Annotated in this window: 12 protein-coding genes; 10 read left to right on the top strand and 2 right to left on the bottom strand. The window is 60.8% G+C overall.

From position 1 onward, the window contains the following. Positions 1-3: 3 nt before the first annotated feature. The 10 genes from virB11 to HDC36_RS06420 all read left to right on the top strand — a co-directional run bounded on the left by virB11 (position 4) and on the right by HDC36_RS06420 (position 10,657). Positions 4-1,047, top strand: coding sequence for a P-type DNA transfer ATPase VirB11 (gene virB11, locus HDC36_RS06465; protein ID WP_179565404.1), 1,044 nt, complete (start codon positions 4-6; stop codon positions 1,045-1,047). Positions 1,048-1,193: 146 nt separating this feature from the next. Beyond that, on the top strand, positions 1,194-2,084 hold the full coding sequence (locus tag HDC36_RS06460) for a lytic transglycosylase domain-containing protein (protein ID WP_179565402.1): 891 nt from the start codon (positions 1,194-1,196) through the stop codon (positions 2,082-2,084). 75 nt (positions 2,085-2,159) lie between these two features. Beyond that, positions 2,160-2,561 (top strand): TrbC/VirB2 family protein, encoded by a 402-nt coding sequence (locus HDC36_RS06455; RefSeq protein ID WP_179565684.1) that lies wholly within the window; start codon positions 2,160-2,162, stop codon positions 2,559-2,561. Then, positions 2,554-2,865: a VirB3 family type IV secretion system protein gene (locus tag HDC36_RS06450; protein WP_179565400.1), complete on the top strand. Its 312-nt coding sequence runs from the start codon at positions 2,554-2,556 to the stop codon at positions 2,863-2,865. Before HDC36_RS06455 ends, HDC36_RS06450 begins: the two co-directional genes overlap by 8 nt. A gap of 170 nt (positions 2,866-3,035) precedes the next feature. Then, positions 3,036-5,504, top strand: coding sequence for a VirB4 family type IV secretion/conjugal transfer ATPase (locus HDC36_RS06445; protein ID WP_179565398.1), 2,469 nt, complete (start codon positions 3,036-3,038; stop codon positions 5,502-5,504). Between the two features lie 67 nt (positions 5,505-5,571). After that, entirely contained in the window at positions 5,572-6,345 is a 774-nt protein-coding gene (locus tag HDC36_RS06440; protein WP_179565396.1) for a hypothetical protein, read from the top strand. Positions 6,346-6,483: 138 nt separating this feature from the next. Next, a complete protein-coding gene (locus tag HDC36_RS06435) occupies positions 6,484-7,593 on the top strand; it encodes a type IV secretion system protein (protein WP_179565682.1) in 1,110 nt (369 codons plus the stop codon). Between the two features lie 40 nt (positions 7,594-7,633). Then, complete coding sequence (locus tag HDC36_RS06430) at positions 7,634-8,122, top strand: DUF4189 domain-containing protein (protein ID WP_179565394.1); 489 nt, start codon at positions 7,634-7,636, stop codon at positions 8,120-8,122. 160 nt (positions 8,123-8,282) lie between these two features. Next, a complete protein-coding gene (locus HDC36_RS06425) occupies positions 8,283-8,729 on the top strand; it encodes a DUF4189 domain-containing protein (RefSeq protein WP_218848005.1) in 447 nt (148 codons plus the stop codon). Between the two features lie 317 nt (positions 8,730-9,046). Beyond that, positions 9,047-10,657: an alpha-glucosidase gene (locus HDC36_RS06420; protein WP_179565392.1), complete on the top strand. Its 1,611-nt coding sequence runs from the start codon at positions 9,047-9,049 to the stop codon at positions 10,655-10,657. 578 nt (positions 10,658-11,235) lie between these two features. On the opposite strand, the gene HDC36_RS06415 is transcribed toward HDC36_RS06420, so the two are convergent. Together HDC36_RS06415 and HDC36_RS06410 are read right to left on the bottom strand one after the other, a co-directional pair. Next, positions 11,236-13,989 (bottom strand): TonB-dependent receptor, encoded by a 2,754-nt coding sequence (locus HDC36_RS06415; protein WP_179565390.1) that lies wholly within the window; start codon positions 13,987-13,989, stop codon positions 11,236-11,238. A gap of 602 nt (positions 13,990-14,591) precedes the next feature. Next, positions 14,592-16,676, bottom strand: coding sequence for a glycoside hydrolase family 97 protein (locus tag HDC36_RS06410; RefSeq protein ID WP_255432633.1), 2,085 nt, complete (start codon positions 16,674-16,676; stop codon positions 14,592-14,594). Positions 16,677-16,729 lie beyond the last annotated feature (53 nt).

Here is a 16,729-nt window from a genome sequence, read left to right as displayed (position 1 = left end):
CACGTGACGCTCGACGATTCACCAACCGCGCAGATATCTTCGGATTTCCTGGATTACCAGTACTCAGTGCTGGGCATCCTGGATTATCTGAATTCGCCGGAAGTGACGGAAATCTGCATCAACCGTCCCGGTGAGCTGTATCTGGAAACGCTGCGCGGTTGGCAGAAACTGGATATTCCGTCGCTGACCTTCGATCGTGCGCGCCAGTTCTGCACCGCGGTAGTCAACGAGAGCAACACGGGGCAGCGCATTACCGATACCGATCCGGTCGTGTCGCTTACGTTTCCGACCGGGCAGCGTGCGCAGTTCGTTATTCCGCCTGCGTGCGACGCGGGCAAGGTGTCGATCACGATCCGGTTGCCGTCCAAGCACACCAAGACCCTGGAGCAGTATCAGGAAGACGGCTTTTTTAAGGAGATCCTCGAGCAGGAAGCGGGTATCGGCGAGCAGGATCACGAACTGCTGGAACTGCGCAGGCAGCGCAATTATTCGGAGTTCTTCAAGAAGGCTGTGCTGTTCAAGAAGAACGTCGTCGTCGCCGGCGCCACCGGTAGCGGCAAGACCACGTTCATGAAGTCGCTGGTGAATCATATTCCCAACGAAGAGCGCCTAGTCACGATCGAAGACGCGCGCGAGTTGTTCATCAGTCAGCCCAATACCGTGCATTTGCTCTACTCGAAAGGTGGACAAAGTGCGAGTAACGTGACGGCGAAAAGCTGCATGGAGGCTTGCCTGCGTATGAAGCCCGATCGCATCATCCTGGCGGAGTTGCGCGGCGACGAATCGTTCTACTTCATCAGGAATTGCGCATCCGGCCATCCGGGGTCGATCACCAGCTGCCACGCAGGCAGCATCGGCCAGACCTGGGACCAGCTCGCGTTGATGGTCAAGGCGTCGGCAGAGGGCTCGGGGCTGGAGTTCTCGGTCATCAAGCGCTTGCTGATGATGACGATCGATATCGTGGTGCATATTAAGTCGCATGCGGGTCGTCGCTATATCACGGGTATCGATTTTGATCCGGAGCGCACCCTTCATGGAAGCAAGTGAATTTGTTCACGAAAGTGATTGCTGAATCCTTGTCGGATTGACTTTGATTTTCTCTTCAGACACTATTAATTTGCGTGATCTGCGGCTGTATGGTTCTCAGGCCAATAGTCGACGGATATAGGAGGAGTGACGGCATGTTGCCAGGCATGGAACTACTGAGCTGTCCCGAAATGGCAGTTCCGGCTGAAGTGATGCAGCACGTCGTGCGCGTCGAGTCGTCGCACAATCCGTTCGCGATCGGTGTCGTCGGGGGTCGCCTGGTGCGCCAGCCGCAGAATCTCTCTGAGGCCGTCGCCACGGCACGGATGCTCGAAGACAAGGGTTACAATTTTTCTCTCGGCCTGGGCCAGGTCAACCGCTACAACCTGCTCAAGTACGGGCTCGACTCGTACGAGAAGGCGTTCAAGACCTGCCCCAACCTGCAGGCGGCCTCACGGATTCTGGCCGAGTGCTATGGCCGCTCCGGCGGCAACTGGGGCAAGTCCTTCAGTTGCTATTACTCGGGCAATTTCGAGACCGGCTACAAGCACGGCTATGTGCAGAAGGTCTACGCATCCATCAATCAGGGCAGGGCGCTCGCCGTCGCGTCCGCCGATGCCATCGCCGTCGTGCCGAACGGCGTTCACCGCCCGGCCCAGGCCGCCAAGGCCTCCGTCGTCCGCGAAATCGATTCGGTCGTCTCGCGTCGCATCGCAGGCGCCAACCAGCTTGCCAATGGTCTGGCTGCCCAGGTCCAGCCTTCTCCAGCCGCGGCTGCAGCGCCTGCCCAAGTGCATCCAGCAGCGCAGCTTTCCAATGCAGCACCGAATGCCGCCGCAGTGCGAATGGGTCAAGCGGCCGGCACCGATGCGGAACTATATGTAATACGCCCGACAAGCGCCGGCAAAGGAGTGGCGGTGCCTGCTGGTGGCGGAGCCGATCCAGCTTCGCAAGCATCTGTGGCCAGGGGTTCGGCCCTTGGTGGTTCCGCAGAGCCGGCCGTCCCGAGCTTGAATTCGCCACCGCTGGCCCCCGGCGATGGCGCCTTTGTCTTCTAGCGTAGGGAAGCAGCACCGCCATGGGAATGGCGTTTCCATCACCACCCCTCTGTTCCAATCAGGAGATACACCATGATGTCTAAGAAGAGCGAAATGACCACGGGCGCCAAGATGGCCGGCATGGCCGCGCTGAAGGCCGCCATTTTCGTAGGTTCGTTGCTGGTCGCCGGTGCGGCGATGGCGACGGGCGCGACCGATTACGCCGGTACCGACGGCAAGGTCTGTGGCTTCCTCACCAAGACCAACAATCTGCTCAACATGGGCTCGATCGCGGTCGTGACCATTGCCGTCATCGTCGCCGGCTACCAGATCGCGTTCGCACACAAGCGCATCTCGGATGTTTCGTCGATCCTGATCGGTGGCGTATTGATCGGAGCCGCGGGACAGCTGGCCAAGATGCTGATCGGCGACACCGGTTCCACCTGCTCGGCCACGACCATGAATCTCGTCCAGCAGGCGCTGCAGCACTATGCATAAAAACGTACTTTTCCGTGGCTGCACGCGCCCCGCCATGTTCATGGGGGTGCCCTACATCCCCTTTTTCATCGGCGCAGGTGGCGGCTTGCTGGCGGGAATGTACTTCGATCTTTGGTATCTGTTGTCGATCCCGGTGATTATCTTTGGGTTGCAGCAGATGACCAAGCGTGACGAGATGATATTCAGGATGCTTGGGCTGCGTTGGTTGTTCAGGATGCGCGTGCGCAACCTGCAGCGCTACTCCGGCGCCTGGGTGTTTTCCCCTAACGAATATCGGAGAAACGTGCCTGGCGCCAAGCCGTAAGTTCGGCATTGTGTCGGTGCCTGAACCCCATGCACGAACGAGTCGTTTCGTGCGTGGGGTTGTTCGGTTTTACCGTGTTGCATAAATTTTGTAGTAGGTACGCGTTCGACTACTCCCGGTTCGTCCGAATCGGGCCTTGGCAAGACGAAATGGATTCAGAGTAATTCCCTATGTTCATCCCAGACAGTTCGATCAGCGAGTTCATTCCCATCTCTACGCATGTAGCGCCATCGGTGCTCAAGACGACGGGTGGGGACTACATGTTGACCTGGCATTTGGGCGGGCTGCCTTTCGTCGGCCGTGAAGAGTGGGAAATCGAGCACCGCCACAACACCTTCAACCGCATGCTTCAGACCTTGCGCGCTCCCGACTTCGCCAACGTGGCCTTTTGGGTGCACGACGTGCGGCGTCGCCGCCGCATCAAGTCCCGCGGCAAGTTTCAGCAGACGTTCAATCAGGAATTGTCGGATCAGTACTACAGCGCGCTCTCATCGCAGAAGATCATGCAGAACGAGCTGTATCTGACCATGCTGTATCGCCCGGTCGTCACCGGGAAGCGCTTGATGGAAAAGTCGGCCAACCTGGCGCAGCTGCAGTCGGAGCAGGATCAGTCCATTGCCAAGATCGTGGAGCTGGCCGGCAACGTCGAGGCCGTGCTCAAGGACTACTCGCCGTATCGGCTGAGCATGTACGAGGCCAGCAACGGCGTCGTCTTTTCCGAAGCGCTGGAATTCTTCGGCTATCTGATCAACCGGATCGACGAGCCGGTGCCGGTCCTGCAGGCGCCGGTGCCTGCATACCTGCCGGTGAGCAAGCATATGTTTGCGAACAAGACCGGCGACTTCGTCATCAAGACACCCGAAGGCACCAATCATTTCGGCGCCATCCTGAATATCAAGGAATACACCGACGGTACGTATCCGGGCATTCTGAACGGGCTGAAGTACCTCGATTTCGAATACGTGGTAACGCATTCCTTCAGCCCGATGGGGCGTCACGATGCGCTGAAGGTGCTGGATCGGACCAAGGGCATGATGATCTCGTCCGGCGACAAGGCGGTCAGCCAGATCCATGAGCTGGACCTGGCGATGGATCAGCTGTCGTCGGGCAATTTCGTGCTCGGCGAGTACCACTTCACCATTGCGGTCTACGCCGACACCCAGGAAAAGCTTTCGCAACAGATCGCGACCACGCGCGCCGAACTGTCCAATGCCGGCTTCGTCTCTTCGAAGGAAGACCTGGCCATCGCCTCGTCGTTCTATTCGCAGCTTCCCGGCAACTGGCGCTATCGCACCCGTCTGGCAAACGTGAGTTCGCTGAACTTCCTGGGCCTGTCGCCGTTGCACAACTTCGCGCAGGGCAAGCGCGACAACAATCCGTGGGGCGAATGCGTTACCACTCTGCAGACCACCAACGGCCAGCCGTACTACTTCAATTTCCATGCGACGCACCCTGCGGAGAATTCGCTGGGCGAAAAGGCGATCGCCAATACGATGGTCATCGGCAAGTCCGGTACCGGTAAGACGGCATTGATCAACTTCCTGCTCAGTCAGGTGCAGAAGTTCGATCCGATCCCGACGATCTTCTTCTTCGACAAGGATCGCGGCGCCGAGATCTTCGTTCGCGCCTGCGGCGGCAATTATCTCGCGCTGGAGAATGGTCGCCCCACCGGCTTCAATCCGTTCCAGTGCGAGCGCAGCGAAGCCAACGTACAGTTCCTGGCGGACCTGATCAAGGTGCTTGCCGGCAAGGCCGAGTACAGCTCGCGCGACGACGAGGACATCTTCCGTGCCGTCGAGGGCATGCTGGATACGCCGATGCAGCTGCGCAGCATGACCAATTTCCGCAAGAGCCTGCCCAACATGGGCGACGACGGCCTCTATGCGCGCATGCGCAAATGGACCGCGGGCAACTCGCTGGGTTGGGTATTCGACAATCCGGTCGATACCATCAATCTGGAAAAGGCCAGCATCATCGGCTTCGACTACACCGACGTCATCGATAACCCGGAAGTGCGCGTACCGGTCATCAACTACCTGTTGCACCGGCTCGAGGCTTTGATCGATGGGCGTCCGTTGATCTACGTGATGGACGAGTTCTGGAAGATCCTGGACGGCAAGGGCGGCCTCAAGGAATTCGCCAAGAACAAGCAGAAGACCATCCGTAAGCAGAACGGCCTGGGCATCTTCGCCACGCAGAGTCCGGAAGATGCATTGGCCAGCGACATTTCCGCGGCGCTGGTCGAGCAGACCGCCACGATGATCCTGCTGCCCAATCCGAACGCGAGCAAGGAAGACTACATGGAGGGCCTCAAGCTGACCGAGGCCGAGTACCAGGTGGTCGTCAATCTGGACGAGCGCTCGCGCTGTTTCCTGGTCAAGCAGGGCCATGGCTCGTCCGTCTGCCAGCTCAACCTGAGGGGCATGGACGACGCGCTGTCGGTCATTTCGGCATCCACCGACAACATCGAAATCATGCATCAGGTGCTTGAGCAGAAAGCGGCCGAGCACGGGGTGGCGCAGAATGACTTGCGGCCCGAGCAATGGCTAAGCGAGTTCTATGCCAAGCGGAAGGGGTCGGGCAAGTCTGCGAATAGGCCCTCGGCATCCGACAGCAAGGGCGCCGCGGCGCTCGCCTGATCGATGCATTCCCCGAAAAATCGTTTCGTTCTACATGACTGGCTGTGAGGTCTATATGGACAACAATATGAAATCCTTCGCTCGATTCCGTCTGCTGACGATTGCTTGCGTTCTGTGTGCTTCGGCGCCGTCGACCGCGTTCGCGCAGTGGTGGGTGCAAGACGACAAGCAGATCGAGGAGAACAAGACCAACACGGATACACTCGACAAGAAGCTCGACAAGATCCGCGAAGACAACCAGATCGGCGCCAAGCCCTCTGGGGATAAGCCCAGCGGCGAGGAGGTTGAGGCGTTGAAAGATGGCGACACGAAGCCGAAAAAGGTCGAGGAGGACTACGGCATCGCCAACTGTGCAGGAGCCCAGGGCACACCAGTCTCAGACGAGCAAAAGACCAACTGCGAGCTGATGCAGAAGACTAGGAACGCTCAGTACAACTACATGGTTGCCATGTACGAGATCACCACCAAGCGGCTGCAGCGTCTCCGCGATCTGGAGAAAGAGCGCAACAACATCGCAGAGAACGAGATCGGCAAGCTGGAGGACAACACCAACAAGCTGATCGCGCTTAAGACCTTGATGGATATCGACCGTCAGCAGATGGAATCTGCGATGTTTGCGTACGAGATCCGGCTCAAGTATCTGCAGAAAGAGCAGGCCGACCAGACCGATGCCGCGATGAAGGGCAAGAAGAAGAGCCCCAATGGTTGGTTCGAGGACTTGCCTGGTCCGATCGCCGACCTGGCCAAGGCATCTGTGGCGGGTATGGTGATGAAGGGAGCGCTCGAAGGTGTCAAGAGCAGCAAGCCGTCCGGGATGCAAACGCTGAGCTTCGAAAAGTGAAGCGAAACCGCTTGAAATATGTCGCTCGCTCATTGTGCATGGATGTGCCGCCCAAGCCCATCTCCGAATTGAACAAAGGTTCGGGTGCTACCTCGCCCGCATGGAAGATCCAACATGTTTAACACGACCACTGGTTTTATGGATGCCGCACTTGGTGGGGCGCTCAGCTCCTTTCTTGGCAACATGGCCAACTATGCGTTCTTTTCGCTGATCAACGATTATTTGCGCGACGAGATCGACATCTTCCAATGGGCGCTTCTGCAGCGCACCACGATGTGGATGGGTGCCATCGCATTGACCGTGCTGACCTTGTGGATCCTGTTGCAGGGGTATCGGATTGTCACAGGCCAGGCGCGCGATTCGGCGATGGCGATGGTGGTGACAGCGCTGCGCGCCACGTTGATCATCGCCTTGGCAACCAGCATGGCAACTGGCTCCTCCAAGCTGTACTGGACGCTGACCGATGGACTGAGCAAGGAGATCACCCAGGTAGTCACCGGTGATGACGACAGTCCTTACGACAAGATCGACCAGAACCTTCTGCTCATGCAGACGGCATTGGCGAGTATCGATGCGTTGCAAGCGGCCGGCAACAAGGAGCAGGAGGACGACAAGACCCGGGCGCGCTGGTTCATGGGTCTGGGCATCGCCGGACCGGGCGTGGTCGCCGGCTCGATGCTGCTGCTGAACAAGATCGCGATGGCGCTGTTCATTGGTTTTGGGCCGCTGTTCATCATGTGTCTGCTATTCAATGCCACGAAGCAGCTCTTCAGCAAATGGCTGTATTACGGAATCGGTACGGTTTTTTCGTTGTCGGTATTGAGCGTGATGGTCGCGATCACCACCAAAGTGGTGGGGGCGGTGGCTTTGGCATTCGTTACCAAATGGGCTGCAAATGGGTGGAGTCTTTCCGGCGAGGGCATCAGCAGCATGTCGCTGCAGCAAGGAGGGTTGGGCTTGGTGATGACGACACTGGTTGTGACTGCGCCCCCGATGGCGGCTGCATTCTTCCAAGGCGTGCTGGGCCAGTTCAGTCCGTACTCGGCGATGGGTGCTGGTGGTGGTGCGGCTGCTGTGCCGGCTGGGCCGGGTGGAAGCTATGTGCCTCGCCAACAAGCACTTGAGGATAGAAATGCTAACGCCAATGTCAGTGGTGGTGGTGGCGGTGGTAATTTCTACGGCGCTCAATCTGTTCCTGCGGAGTCAGAAGTCGGCCGGTTAGGTAAGGCTAAGACTACTAATGGATGATGCAGGTTAAATTTATTATTCGGTTGCGGGGCTGTTTCTTATGAGGCTTAAGCTGCTTGTAGCTGCGTTGGTCTTCGGCTATTCGACATTGGGATACGCTCAAACCGCATGTCCTGTAGGCACAGCCCCGGGCTCCGCAACTTGTGGCCCGTCTCCCAGCCAGGAGGTTGTTATTCCACCTGCAAGACCGTCTGGCGAGTGGATTAAAACATGGGGAGGCATTGCTACCTCTTCCAGTGGCGGTGGCGGAGTTAGTTCAGGGCGCATGTCAAAGGAAGAAGCAGAGAGCGTGGCTTTGCAAAACTGCAAATCATCAGGGGCAAAGAATTGCAAGGTCGAATTTGTTTATAAAAATCAGTGCGTTGCGTTGGTTTATCCGGTTGATCAGGTCAACGGAATGATTTCAACTGCATCGACGGTAGAAGGTGCGTCGCAGAGAGCAATGGAGAAATGCAGGATTGAAACAGGTGGCAAGGAATGCAAGGTTGCCGTCCTAGAATGCTCAAATCCTGTTTTTAAAAGTTATTGAATTTTAACTATTTCTTGTGATGGCTTGAAAGATATAAGTCTCTGCAAGAGATTTTTTGATAGCCTGTGAAATATTTTCTCGCATTTTGATTTTGGGCGGAAAATGGCTATTAAGTTAAATTTTTTTATGTTTTATCCTTTTTGTCACCTTCATTCCGTTTTTGGCGTTCGCGCAAACTGCGTGTCCTGTTGGTGTCGCTCTGGGTTCCGCGCAATGTGGCCCTTCGTCAATCCTCGGGAGTGAAATTTTGCAACCTCCTCCCTCCCCTAGTGGTGAGTGGATTAAAACCTGGGGTGCGATCGCCACGGCTCCAAATGGCGACACTGGGGTCAGTTCCAAGATGCTTTCAAAGGAGGATGCGGAATCAAAGGCATTGAATAACTGCATTGGCTTGGGCTCCTCTGGTTGTAGAGTTAGTTTTGTCTACAGGAACCAATGTGTAGCTGCTGTAAATCCTGTTGACGGCGGAGATGGTGGTGTTATCTCTAGTGCAGAGACGCTTGATAAGGCTCTGAAGCGCGCATTGTCAAAATGCCGTTCTGCGTCAGGAAGTGAGTGCAAAGCCTCAATTGCTGAATGTTCTGCCCCATTCTTTAGGAAGTATTAGTTTCGCGGAGAGTCTGGTTAATAGGCTTGGTGCGATTTCTGCCGACATGTCTACTGCCGAAAATGCAGGATTAGCCGCCAATGTGGCGTCTAGTGTCGCGTTCACAAGAAGATGGCGCCTTTCTGTTGCTGGTCATTCTTGTAATAGGTCATGGTGCTCTTCACCTGCTCAGCATTCGATTTGCTAAAGGCCTTTAGTCATGTCGATGCGCTGAATACGTATGCAAGCACCTCTACAATTCGCACATCGACGTTACCCTAACGCAGCTTTCCGCGTGCCCACTGCGCGCGCGATCTCTGCCCGAAGGGGGGCGTTGCATGACTCAGGCTCCATGGTGGCGCGGTGCCGTCATCTATCAGATCTATCCGCGTAGCTTTCTCGATGCGAACGGCGATGGTATCGGCGATCTGCCCGGCATCGTTCGCAAGTTGGACTACATCGCATCGCTTGGCGTGGACGCGATCTGGATCTCGCCGTTCTTCAAGTCGCCGATGGCCGATTTCGGCTACGACATCGCCGACTATCGCGAGGTCGATCCGCTGTTCGGCACGATGGACGACTTCGATCGCTTGCTGGCCAAGGCGCATGCGCTGGGCTTGAAGGTGATGATCGATCAGGTGCTCAGCCACACGTCGGTGGAGCATGCGTGGTTCAAGGAAAGCCGCCAGAGCCGCGACAATCCAAAGGCCGATTGGTACGTCTGGGCGGACGCGCGCGAGGACGGCACGCCGCCGAACAACTGGATGTCGATCTTCGGCGGCGTCGCCTGGCAGTGGGAGCCGCGTCGTGGCCAGTACTACCTGCACAACTTCCTGTCGTCGCAGCCGGACCTCAACTTCCACAATCCCGAGGTGCAGCAGGCCACGTTGGACAATGTCGAGTTCTGGCTCGCGCGCGGGGTGGATGGGTTCCGGCTGGATGCGATCAATTTCTGCTTCCACGATCCGTTGCTGCGGGACAATCCGCCAAAGCCCCCGGAAAAGCGCGTGGGGCGGGGCTTCAGTCCCGACAATCCGTATGCGTTCCAGTACCACTACTACAACAACACGCAGGCGGAGAACCTGCCGTTCCTGCAGAAGCTGCGCGGTCTGCTCGATCGCTATCCCGGGACGGTGAGCCTGGGCGAGATCTCGTCCGAGGACTCGCTCGCCACCACCGCCGAATATACGCGAGCCGGGCATCTGCACATGGGCTACAGCTTCGAGCTGTTGACCGACGATTTCAGCGCACGCTACATCCGCGAGACGGTGTCGAGTCTCGAAGTGGCGATGACCGAAGGTTGGCCGTGTTGGGCGATTTCCAACCACGATGTGCAGCGTGCAGTGACGCGCTGGGGGCAGGGCGCGCAGACGCCTGCGTTCGCGCGGCTGCTGATCGCGTTGCTGTGCTCGTTGCGCGGTTCGGTGTGCGTCTATCAGGGCGAGGAGTTGGGCCTGGGCGAGGCCGAGGTCCCGTTCGAGGCGCTGCAGGACCCGTATGGCATCGCATTTTGGCCGAGCTTCAAGGGGCGCGATGGATGCCGTACGCCGATGCCGTGGGACGACAGCGCACAAGCCGGCTTCAGCACCGGGAAGCCATGGCTACCGGTGGCGCCAGCGCATCGCGCGCAGTCGGTGGCGGCGCAACTGGCCGATCCGCATTCGGTGTTGATCGCGTTCCAGCAGTTCCAGGCCTGGCGCAAACGGCATGCAGCTTTGCGCGAAGGCGATATCGCGTTCGTCGAGACCGCCGAGCCGGTGTTGATGTTCCAGCGCCGGCATGCGCGGCAGACGCTGCTGTTGGCGTTCAATCTGTCGGCGCAAGCCACCGAAGTGGCGCTGCCCGTGGGGCAATGGCGACAGCTGGCAGTGCCTGGCATCGACCCAGGCAAGGTCGAGGGTGGCCTGCAGCTGCCCGGTTACGCGATGGTGTGTCTGGAAGGCGCGTAGCCACCGCGTAGTCCGCTGGTTCGGCTGCCTGCGTGACAGGCAGCCGAAAGCGGCATGGATGCCAACGTCGGGCTATGGGGAGTGTAGATTTCCTCCCTGGCACAGAACGTTCGCCTGTCTCCTGGATGTCACCGCGCTGGATGTACGCGAATCGCTTGATACTCGCGGTTCCATATCCAAAACCCGCATGTTGCCGCCATGGCAGCGCCTAGAGCGCGACCAGATTGCGAAGCATCGGCTCGCGTTGCCCTACAGTGCACAAAAACCGTTGCCCTGATTGAAGCGCGCGTGTCCATGATCCATGGGTGAAAGCGTTTCTTGCGGCACCTATGGCCGTTTCGTTGCGAACGACGCCGGCACTGGTACTGACACAACCCTGGGCATTGGTGCGTGTGGGATGGGCAACGCATGCGCGCCGCTCGCTACGTCATTCAGTGTTCGTGCGTGGGCATTGCCGTTTGCGCAGTTGGGCTGGCAGGCCGATGCGTTTCGCCGGGCGCTGCTGCGCAGCGTACTGGGCACAAAAAAAGCCCGCCGGCATCACGCCGACGGGCTTGCTGCAGGCACGGAGGGTTGGCCTAGAACTTGTAGTTCACCCCGAGCACGTAGGTGCGGCCCCACTCGATGTATTCCAGCGGGCGATCCTTGGTCTCGGCATAGGTGCGGTAGGGCGAGTTGCTCAGGTTGCTCGCCTGCAGCAGCAGGCTCAGGCCTTTCAGGCTGCTGAGGTCGCCGAAGGTATAACTGATCTGCGCGTCGGTGATGTTCTCGCCGACCACGTAGCGCAGGGTGCGGTTGCCGTTGAAGTTGCCGATCTCGCCGATGAAGTCCGAGCGCCGGCGCTGGCTGACGCGTGCTTCGAAGCCGTTGCGCTCGTAGTAGGCGGTGAGGTTGTAGACGCGCTTGGACAGGCCCGGCAGGCTGATCTCGCCGTCGCCCACGCTTGATGCGCTTTCCGGGTCGCGGATCTTGACGTCGCTGTCGTTGAAGGTGGCGCTGGCCTGGATGCCGAATCCTTCCAACGGGGCGAACAGCATGTCCAGTGGCAGCGAGGCGGTCAGTTCCAGGCCGCGAAGGGTGCCGCCCTTGCCGTTGAACGGCGCGCTGAAGGTGCCGGTGGTCTGCACCGGCGCCGAGCCCGGCGGCGGCACGTAGCCGGCGACCAGGGCGGAGAAGTCGTAGTCGTCGCGGGTCTGGGTGTAGATGTAGCTCTTCAGGTCCTTGTAGAAGAACGCGGCCGCGACATAGGCCTTGGCGCCGAAGTACTTCTCGTAGGAGATGTCCAGGGCGTTGGCGCGCCACGGATCGAGGGTGGGGTTGCCGCCGCTGGCGCCGGGCTTGCCGGTGGCATTGTCCACGCCGAATTCCAGCGAGGCGCGCAGCTGGTCCACGCGCGGACGCGCGACCTGCTTGGCCAGCGCGAAGCGCAGGGTCTGCTCGTGCGGGAACTGGAAGGCCAGATTCAAGCTCGGCAGCCAGTCGTTGTAGGTCTTGCCTTCGTCGATTGGCCGCACTTCGCTGCCGACGGGCTGCGAGGCATCCCAGTAATTCGCCTGCGACGACTGGTCTGCGTGCTGCAGCTGTACGCCGATGTTGCCGCGCACGCCTACCGCGCCCCATTCGGTGTCGATGTTGGCGCGCATCCAGGCAGTGGTGATTTTTTCCTGCACAGTCCAGGCCTTGGAGACCAGGTACGAGGCATCCTCGCTGGGATCGAACACCATGTAGCGCGAGACCGCGCCCGGCACGTTCCAGGCGGGGATGTAGCCGATGCCGGCGAAGCCCAAGTTCACCGGCGCGTACTGCAGGTCGGAGGCGATGGTGGTGTCGCCTTGCGCGCCCAGGGTGATGTTGCCTTCGGGCTGGTGCTTTTCCTTCTCGCGGTTGGCGTAGTTCACGCCCACGTCCAGATCGGAGAACCAGCGCAGCGCTTCGGGCATCGGGAAGCTGGCTTGCAGGCGCGCGCCCTTCAGCACGTCCTCCACGCGCGGCGCCTTGCCGTAGCCGGAGCCGTAGATGGTGTTGGTGATGTACAGCGCATCTGGGTTGGAATAGTCCAGCCCGGGCGAAAGCTGCGAGAAACCGTTGTTGCGGTAGGCCAGGCCGACCGTGTCCAGCTGCGGCATCGGCGTCAGCTGCAGGTTGTTCTCGAGATTGAGCTCCTTGCGCGTAGCCTTGGAGTAGTTCACGTCGGTGATGATCCGCACGGCGCCGGCGTTGATTTCGTTGTTCCAGCCGAACGCGTCGATCTTGTCCTCGCGCTTGTTGTACATGCCGCGTACCAACGGATAGACACCGCTGGCGGTGCCGCCGGTGAAGGTGCCGTTGCCGTTGACCTGGGTGCCGGCGATGGCCAGACCCGGGGTGTAGCCGCCGTTGTAGTTGCTGAGGTTGAGCTCGAACTGGTTGGCGGTGTCGATCTGCTCGGCTTCGGTGTGGAAGGCATCGAGCGTGCTGGTCCAGGCATTGGAAGGGCGGTACTGCAAGGTCGCCATCACGCCGTCGCGCTTGGAGTCGCCGGTGCGGCGCAGCGCCTTGATGCCGTCGGAGAAGTAGGTGCCGGCGGCCACACCCGGGCGCGCGCCGCTATCGGTGTTCTGTGTGCTCCAGGGTTCGTACAGGCCCACCTGGTCCTCCTGAATGGGCGTGTCGGTATGCGCGTAACCGATCGCCAGGCCGATGGTGCGATCGGCGAACTGGTCGATGTAGCTGGCGCTGAAGCGGTTGCCATAAGGATCGGTATCGGCGGCCTTACCCAGCGAATTGCGCTGGTAGCGGCCGCCGATCGCGATCACCCGCTCGCCGAAGCTGAGCGGGCGCGCGGTCTGCATGTCCACCGTGCCCGACAGGCCCTGGCCGACCAGGCCGGCATCGGGGGTCTTGTAGACGGTGACGCCGCTGACCAGTTCGGACGGGTATTGGTCGAATTCGACGCTGCGGTTGTCGCCGGTGCTGACCACCTCGCGACCGTTCAGCAGGGTGGTGGAGAAGTCCGGCGACAGGCCGCGCACGCTGATGACCTGGGCGCGGCCGGCCACGCGCTGCGCGGCCAGGCCGGGTAGGCGCGCCAGCGATTCAGCGATGCTGACGTCGGGCAGCTTGCCGATGTCCTCGGCCGAGATCGCCTCGACGATGGACGTGGAATCCTTCTTGATCGCGATCGCGTTCTCGATACCGCGGCGGATGCCGGTCACCTCGACCTTATCCAGATCGGTGACCTGACCGTCGGTGGCTGCGGTGGCGGACTGCGTCTCGGATTGTGCGGCGGCCAGCATCGGTGTCATGGCGATGGCTACGGCCAGCGTCAGCGCATTGCGCTTGTGGTTCAACATTTTCCCCTCCCAGGCAATGTTGTCGTGCAAATTTTCTGATCCGGAAAATCGGCCGGATGTAGGGATCGCGCTGCCGATGTTCGGTAACGCGACTGCGACGTATGGTAGACACGGCAATCCGCCGCGAACGCGGCCTGCATACGTATTCACTGGGTTTCATCGCATTGGAATCGATTCCACGGTGGCGATGGCGTACGGCGATAAAGCGTGGGCGCGTCGTGATCGCAAAGGCGGTGTGCGGGAATGTGCGGCGCAGCGCGCTGCGAAGTGCGTGGATGCGGGGCATGCAGGCAGTCGCGGCAGTCCGACGCATGCCGATGGGGAGAGCAGATGCCTGGGAGACAGATGCGGATACCAGGCGCGACGAGCGTTATGGGCCAGGGCGGCACGCGTTCGCGCGCAGCATGCGCGGGGAACGGAAAAGGCGGCGCTGCATGGATGCGTCAGTCATCCGTCCGAAGCAGACCGTTGCCGATCGCCTGAGCCATTGCAGGTTGTCTGGCGACTTGGGTCGTGGCGGGCCTTGTCGATAAAGTCCGTCGCGGCTGAGGTCGCTCCTGCAGGTAACGTCATCCAGCGATCCGGTCCGGAGCGGGAATGGGCTAGCGCCGTGCCGCTGGATCGCCGTCGGCGGCGGCCGCCGCCGCGTCCAGCGGTGTGAAGCGGATCGCCTGGCCGCCGCCCGGCGCCAGCTTCAGTTCCAGGGAATCGGCGCTGCCGACCTCGCGTTGCTCGCGTACGAAGTCGAACGGGTTGTGCCGGTAGTCGGCGGCGTCGCCGTCGCGGTAGATCTCGGCGCGGTAGCGCACGCCCGGCTCCAGGAACGACAGCGACACCGGCAGCACCCGGCCGTGTTCGTCGGTGATGCTGCCCAGGTACCAGTCGCGGCTGTGGCGGTCCTTGCGTACGATGGTCACGTAGTCGCCGACCTCGCCGTCGAGGACGCGGCTGTCGTCCCAGTCCACCGCCACGTCCTCGATGAAGCGGAACGCGTCGCGATGCTGCAGGTAGTGTTCGGGCAGGTCGGCGGCCATCTGGATCGGGCTGTAGATCGCCACGTACAGCGCCAGCTGCCGCGCCAGCGTGCTCGGGATCGGCTGGCCGTCGCGGCCTTTCAGGCTGAGGATGCCCGGGGTGTAGTCCATCGGACCGGCCAGCATGCGGGTAAAGACCAGATTGACCTCGTGTTCGGGCGGGTTCGGCGGCTGCCCCCAGGCGTTGTATTCCATGCCGCGCGCGCCTTCGCGCGACAGCCAGTTGGGATAGGTGCGGCGCAGGCCGGTGTCCTTGATCGGCTCGTGCGCGTTGACCGATAGGTGGCGCGCCGCGGCTTCGCGCACCACCTTCAGGTGATGCTGCGCCATGAACTGGCCGTCGTGCCATTCGCGCCACAGCGGCCCGCCGGCCGGATTGCGCCGGTCCACCTGGCCGTCGTCGCAGACGTAGCCGGTCTTGAAGGTGTCCACGCCCAGGCGTGCATACAGGTCCAGGGCGGCATCGAGCTGGTCTTCGTAGTGCTGCACCGCGCAGCCGGTCTCATGATGGCCGATCAGGTGCACGCCGCGCTTGGCGGCATAGGCGCTGAGCGCTTCGAGGTCGAAATCCGGGGTCGGCCGGGTGAAGTCGAAGCCGCCGCCGTTGCCGAACCATTCGCCGTTCCAGCCGGGATTCCAGCCTTCCACCAGCACGCCACGGAAGCCGTGCGCGGCGGCGAAGTCGATGTAGCGGCGGGTGTTGGCGGTGGTCGCGCCGTGCTTCGGTCCGGTCGCCCAGGTTTCCTGGTTCAAATGCATCGACCACCACACACCCACGTATTTGGCCGGATGCACCCAGCTCACGTCGCCCAGCGCATTGGGCTCGTTGAGGTTGAGGATCAGATTGGAGTCGACCAGGCCGCCGGCGTGGTCGGCGATCTGTACGGTGCGCCACGGCGTGTCGAGCGGCAGGCGGCGCTTGACCTTCCAGCCTTGCGCCGACGGCGACAGCTGCGCGTGCAGGCGCTGGCCGTCGCCGCGGCGCAGCCACATCCCGGCGTAGTCGACCAGGGCGGCCTCGTGCAGGGCTATGTGCAGTCCGTCGCGGCTGCGCATCGTGATCGGCGTATGCGCCAGCGCGACCTGGTTCAGCGGCGTCTGCCGGTACAGGTATTCGTAGTGGATCGGCTCGCCGGCCGGGATCCACCAGGCGGACGCCTCCGGCACGATGTCGAATTCGGTCAGTTCCTCATCGATGATCGCCTCGCGCAGGCCCGCTTGCTGCGGGAAGCTGTAGCGGAAGCCCAGGCCGTCGTCGTAGACCCGGAACACGACCGCGAAGCGCCGCCGCAGTCCGCTGCGCTCGCCCAGGTCCACGCGCAACTCGTTGTAATGGTTGCGCACGTAGCGGCGCTCGCCCCACGGCTGCTCCCAGGTTTCATCCACGCTGCGCGTGGCCTGCGCCAGTACCGCCAGGTCGCGGTCCAGGCGCCCGTCGCGCAACTGGAAGCCCAGCCTGGAAGCGCCGATCACGGTATCGCCCAGGCGCTGCACACGGTAGCTCGGCCTGCCGTCGTCCAGTTGCAGTGCGACCTGCAGCACCTTGCCCGGCGAGTCCACGCTGGCCACGGTCTTCGATTCCGCGCGCAGCAGCGGTGCGGTGCACAACAGCGCGGCCGCGAACAGCATCCGCGTAGGCGGCGATGGACGCATGCGTGGCATGGCATGGAACTGCGGCATATCCCCTCCCAAGGCGGCCGTTGCAG

This window comes from Xanthomonas sp. JAI131 (assembly GCF_013410075.1).
Taxonomy (GTDB): domain Bacteria; phylum Pseudomonadota; class Gammaproteobacteria; order Xanthomonadales; family Xanthomonadaceae; genus Xanthomonas_A; species Xanthomonas_A bonasiae.
Note: the sequence above shows the minus strand (reverse complement) of the source record. Positions and strands in the feature narration are given on the sequence as shown.

What these genes read in the sequence shown, in the direction of transcription:
- HDC36_RS06460 (WP_179565402.1), top strand. Translation starts at nt 1,194, where the DNA reads ATGGAACTACTGAGCTGTCCCGAAATGGCAGTTCCGGCTGAAGTGATG.
- HDC36_RS06455 (WP_179565684.1), top strand. Translation starts at nt 2,160, where the DNA reads ATGTCTAAGAAGAGCGAAATGACCACGGGCGCCAAGATGGCCGGCATG.
- HDC36_RS06450 (WP_179565400.1), top strand. Translation starts at nt 2,554, where the DNA reads ATGCATAAAAACGTACTTTTCCGTGGCTGCACGCGCCCCGCCATGTTC.
- HDC36_RS06445 (WP_179565398.1), top strand. Translation starts at nt 3,036, where the DNA reads ATGTTCATCCCAGACAGTTCGATCAGCGAGTTCATTCCCATCTCTACG.
- HDC36_RS06440 (WP_179565396.1), top strand. Translation starts at nt 5,572, where the DNA reads ATGAAATCCTTCGCTCGATTCCGTCTGCTGACGATTGCTTGCGTTCTG.
- HDC36_RS06435 (WP_179565682.1), top strand. Translation starts at nt 6,484, where the DNA reads ATGGATGCCGCACTTGGTGGGGCGCTCAGCTCCTTTCTTGGCAACATG.
- HDC36_RS06430 (WP_179565394.1), top strand. Translation starts at nt 7,634, where the DNA reads ATGAGGCTTAAGCTGCTTGTAGCTGCGTTGGTCTTCGGCTATTCGACA.
- HDC36_RS06420 (WP_179565392.1), top strand. Translation starts at nt 9,047, where the DNA reads ATGACTCAGGCTCCATGGTGGCGCGGTGCCGTCATCTATCAGATCTAT.
- HDC36_RS06415 (WP_179565390.1), bottom strand. Translation starts at nt 13,989, where the DNA reads ATGTTGAACCACAAGCGCAATGCGCTGACGCTGGCCGTAGCCATCGCC.
- HDC36_RS06410 (WP_255432633.1), bottom strand. Translation starts at nt 16,676, where the DNA reads ATGCGTCCATCGCCGCCTACGCGGATGCTGTTCGCGGCCGCGCTGTTG.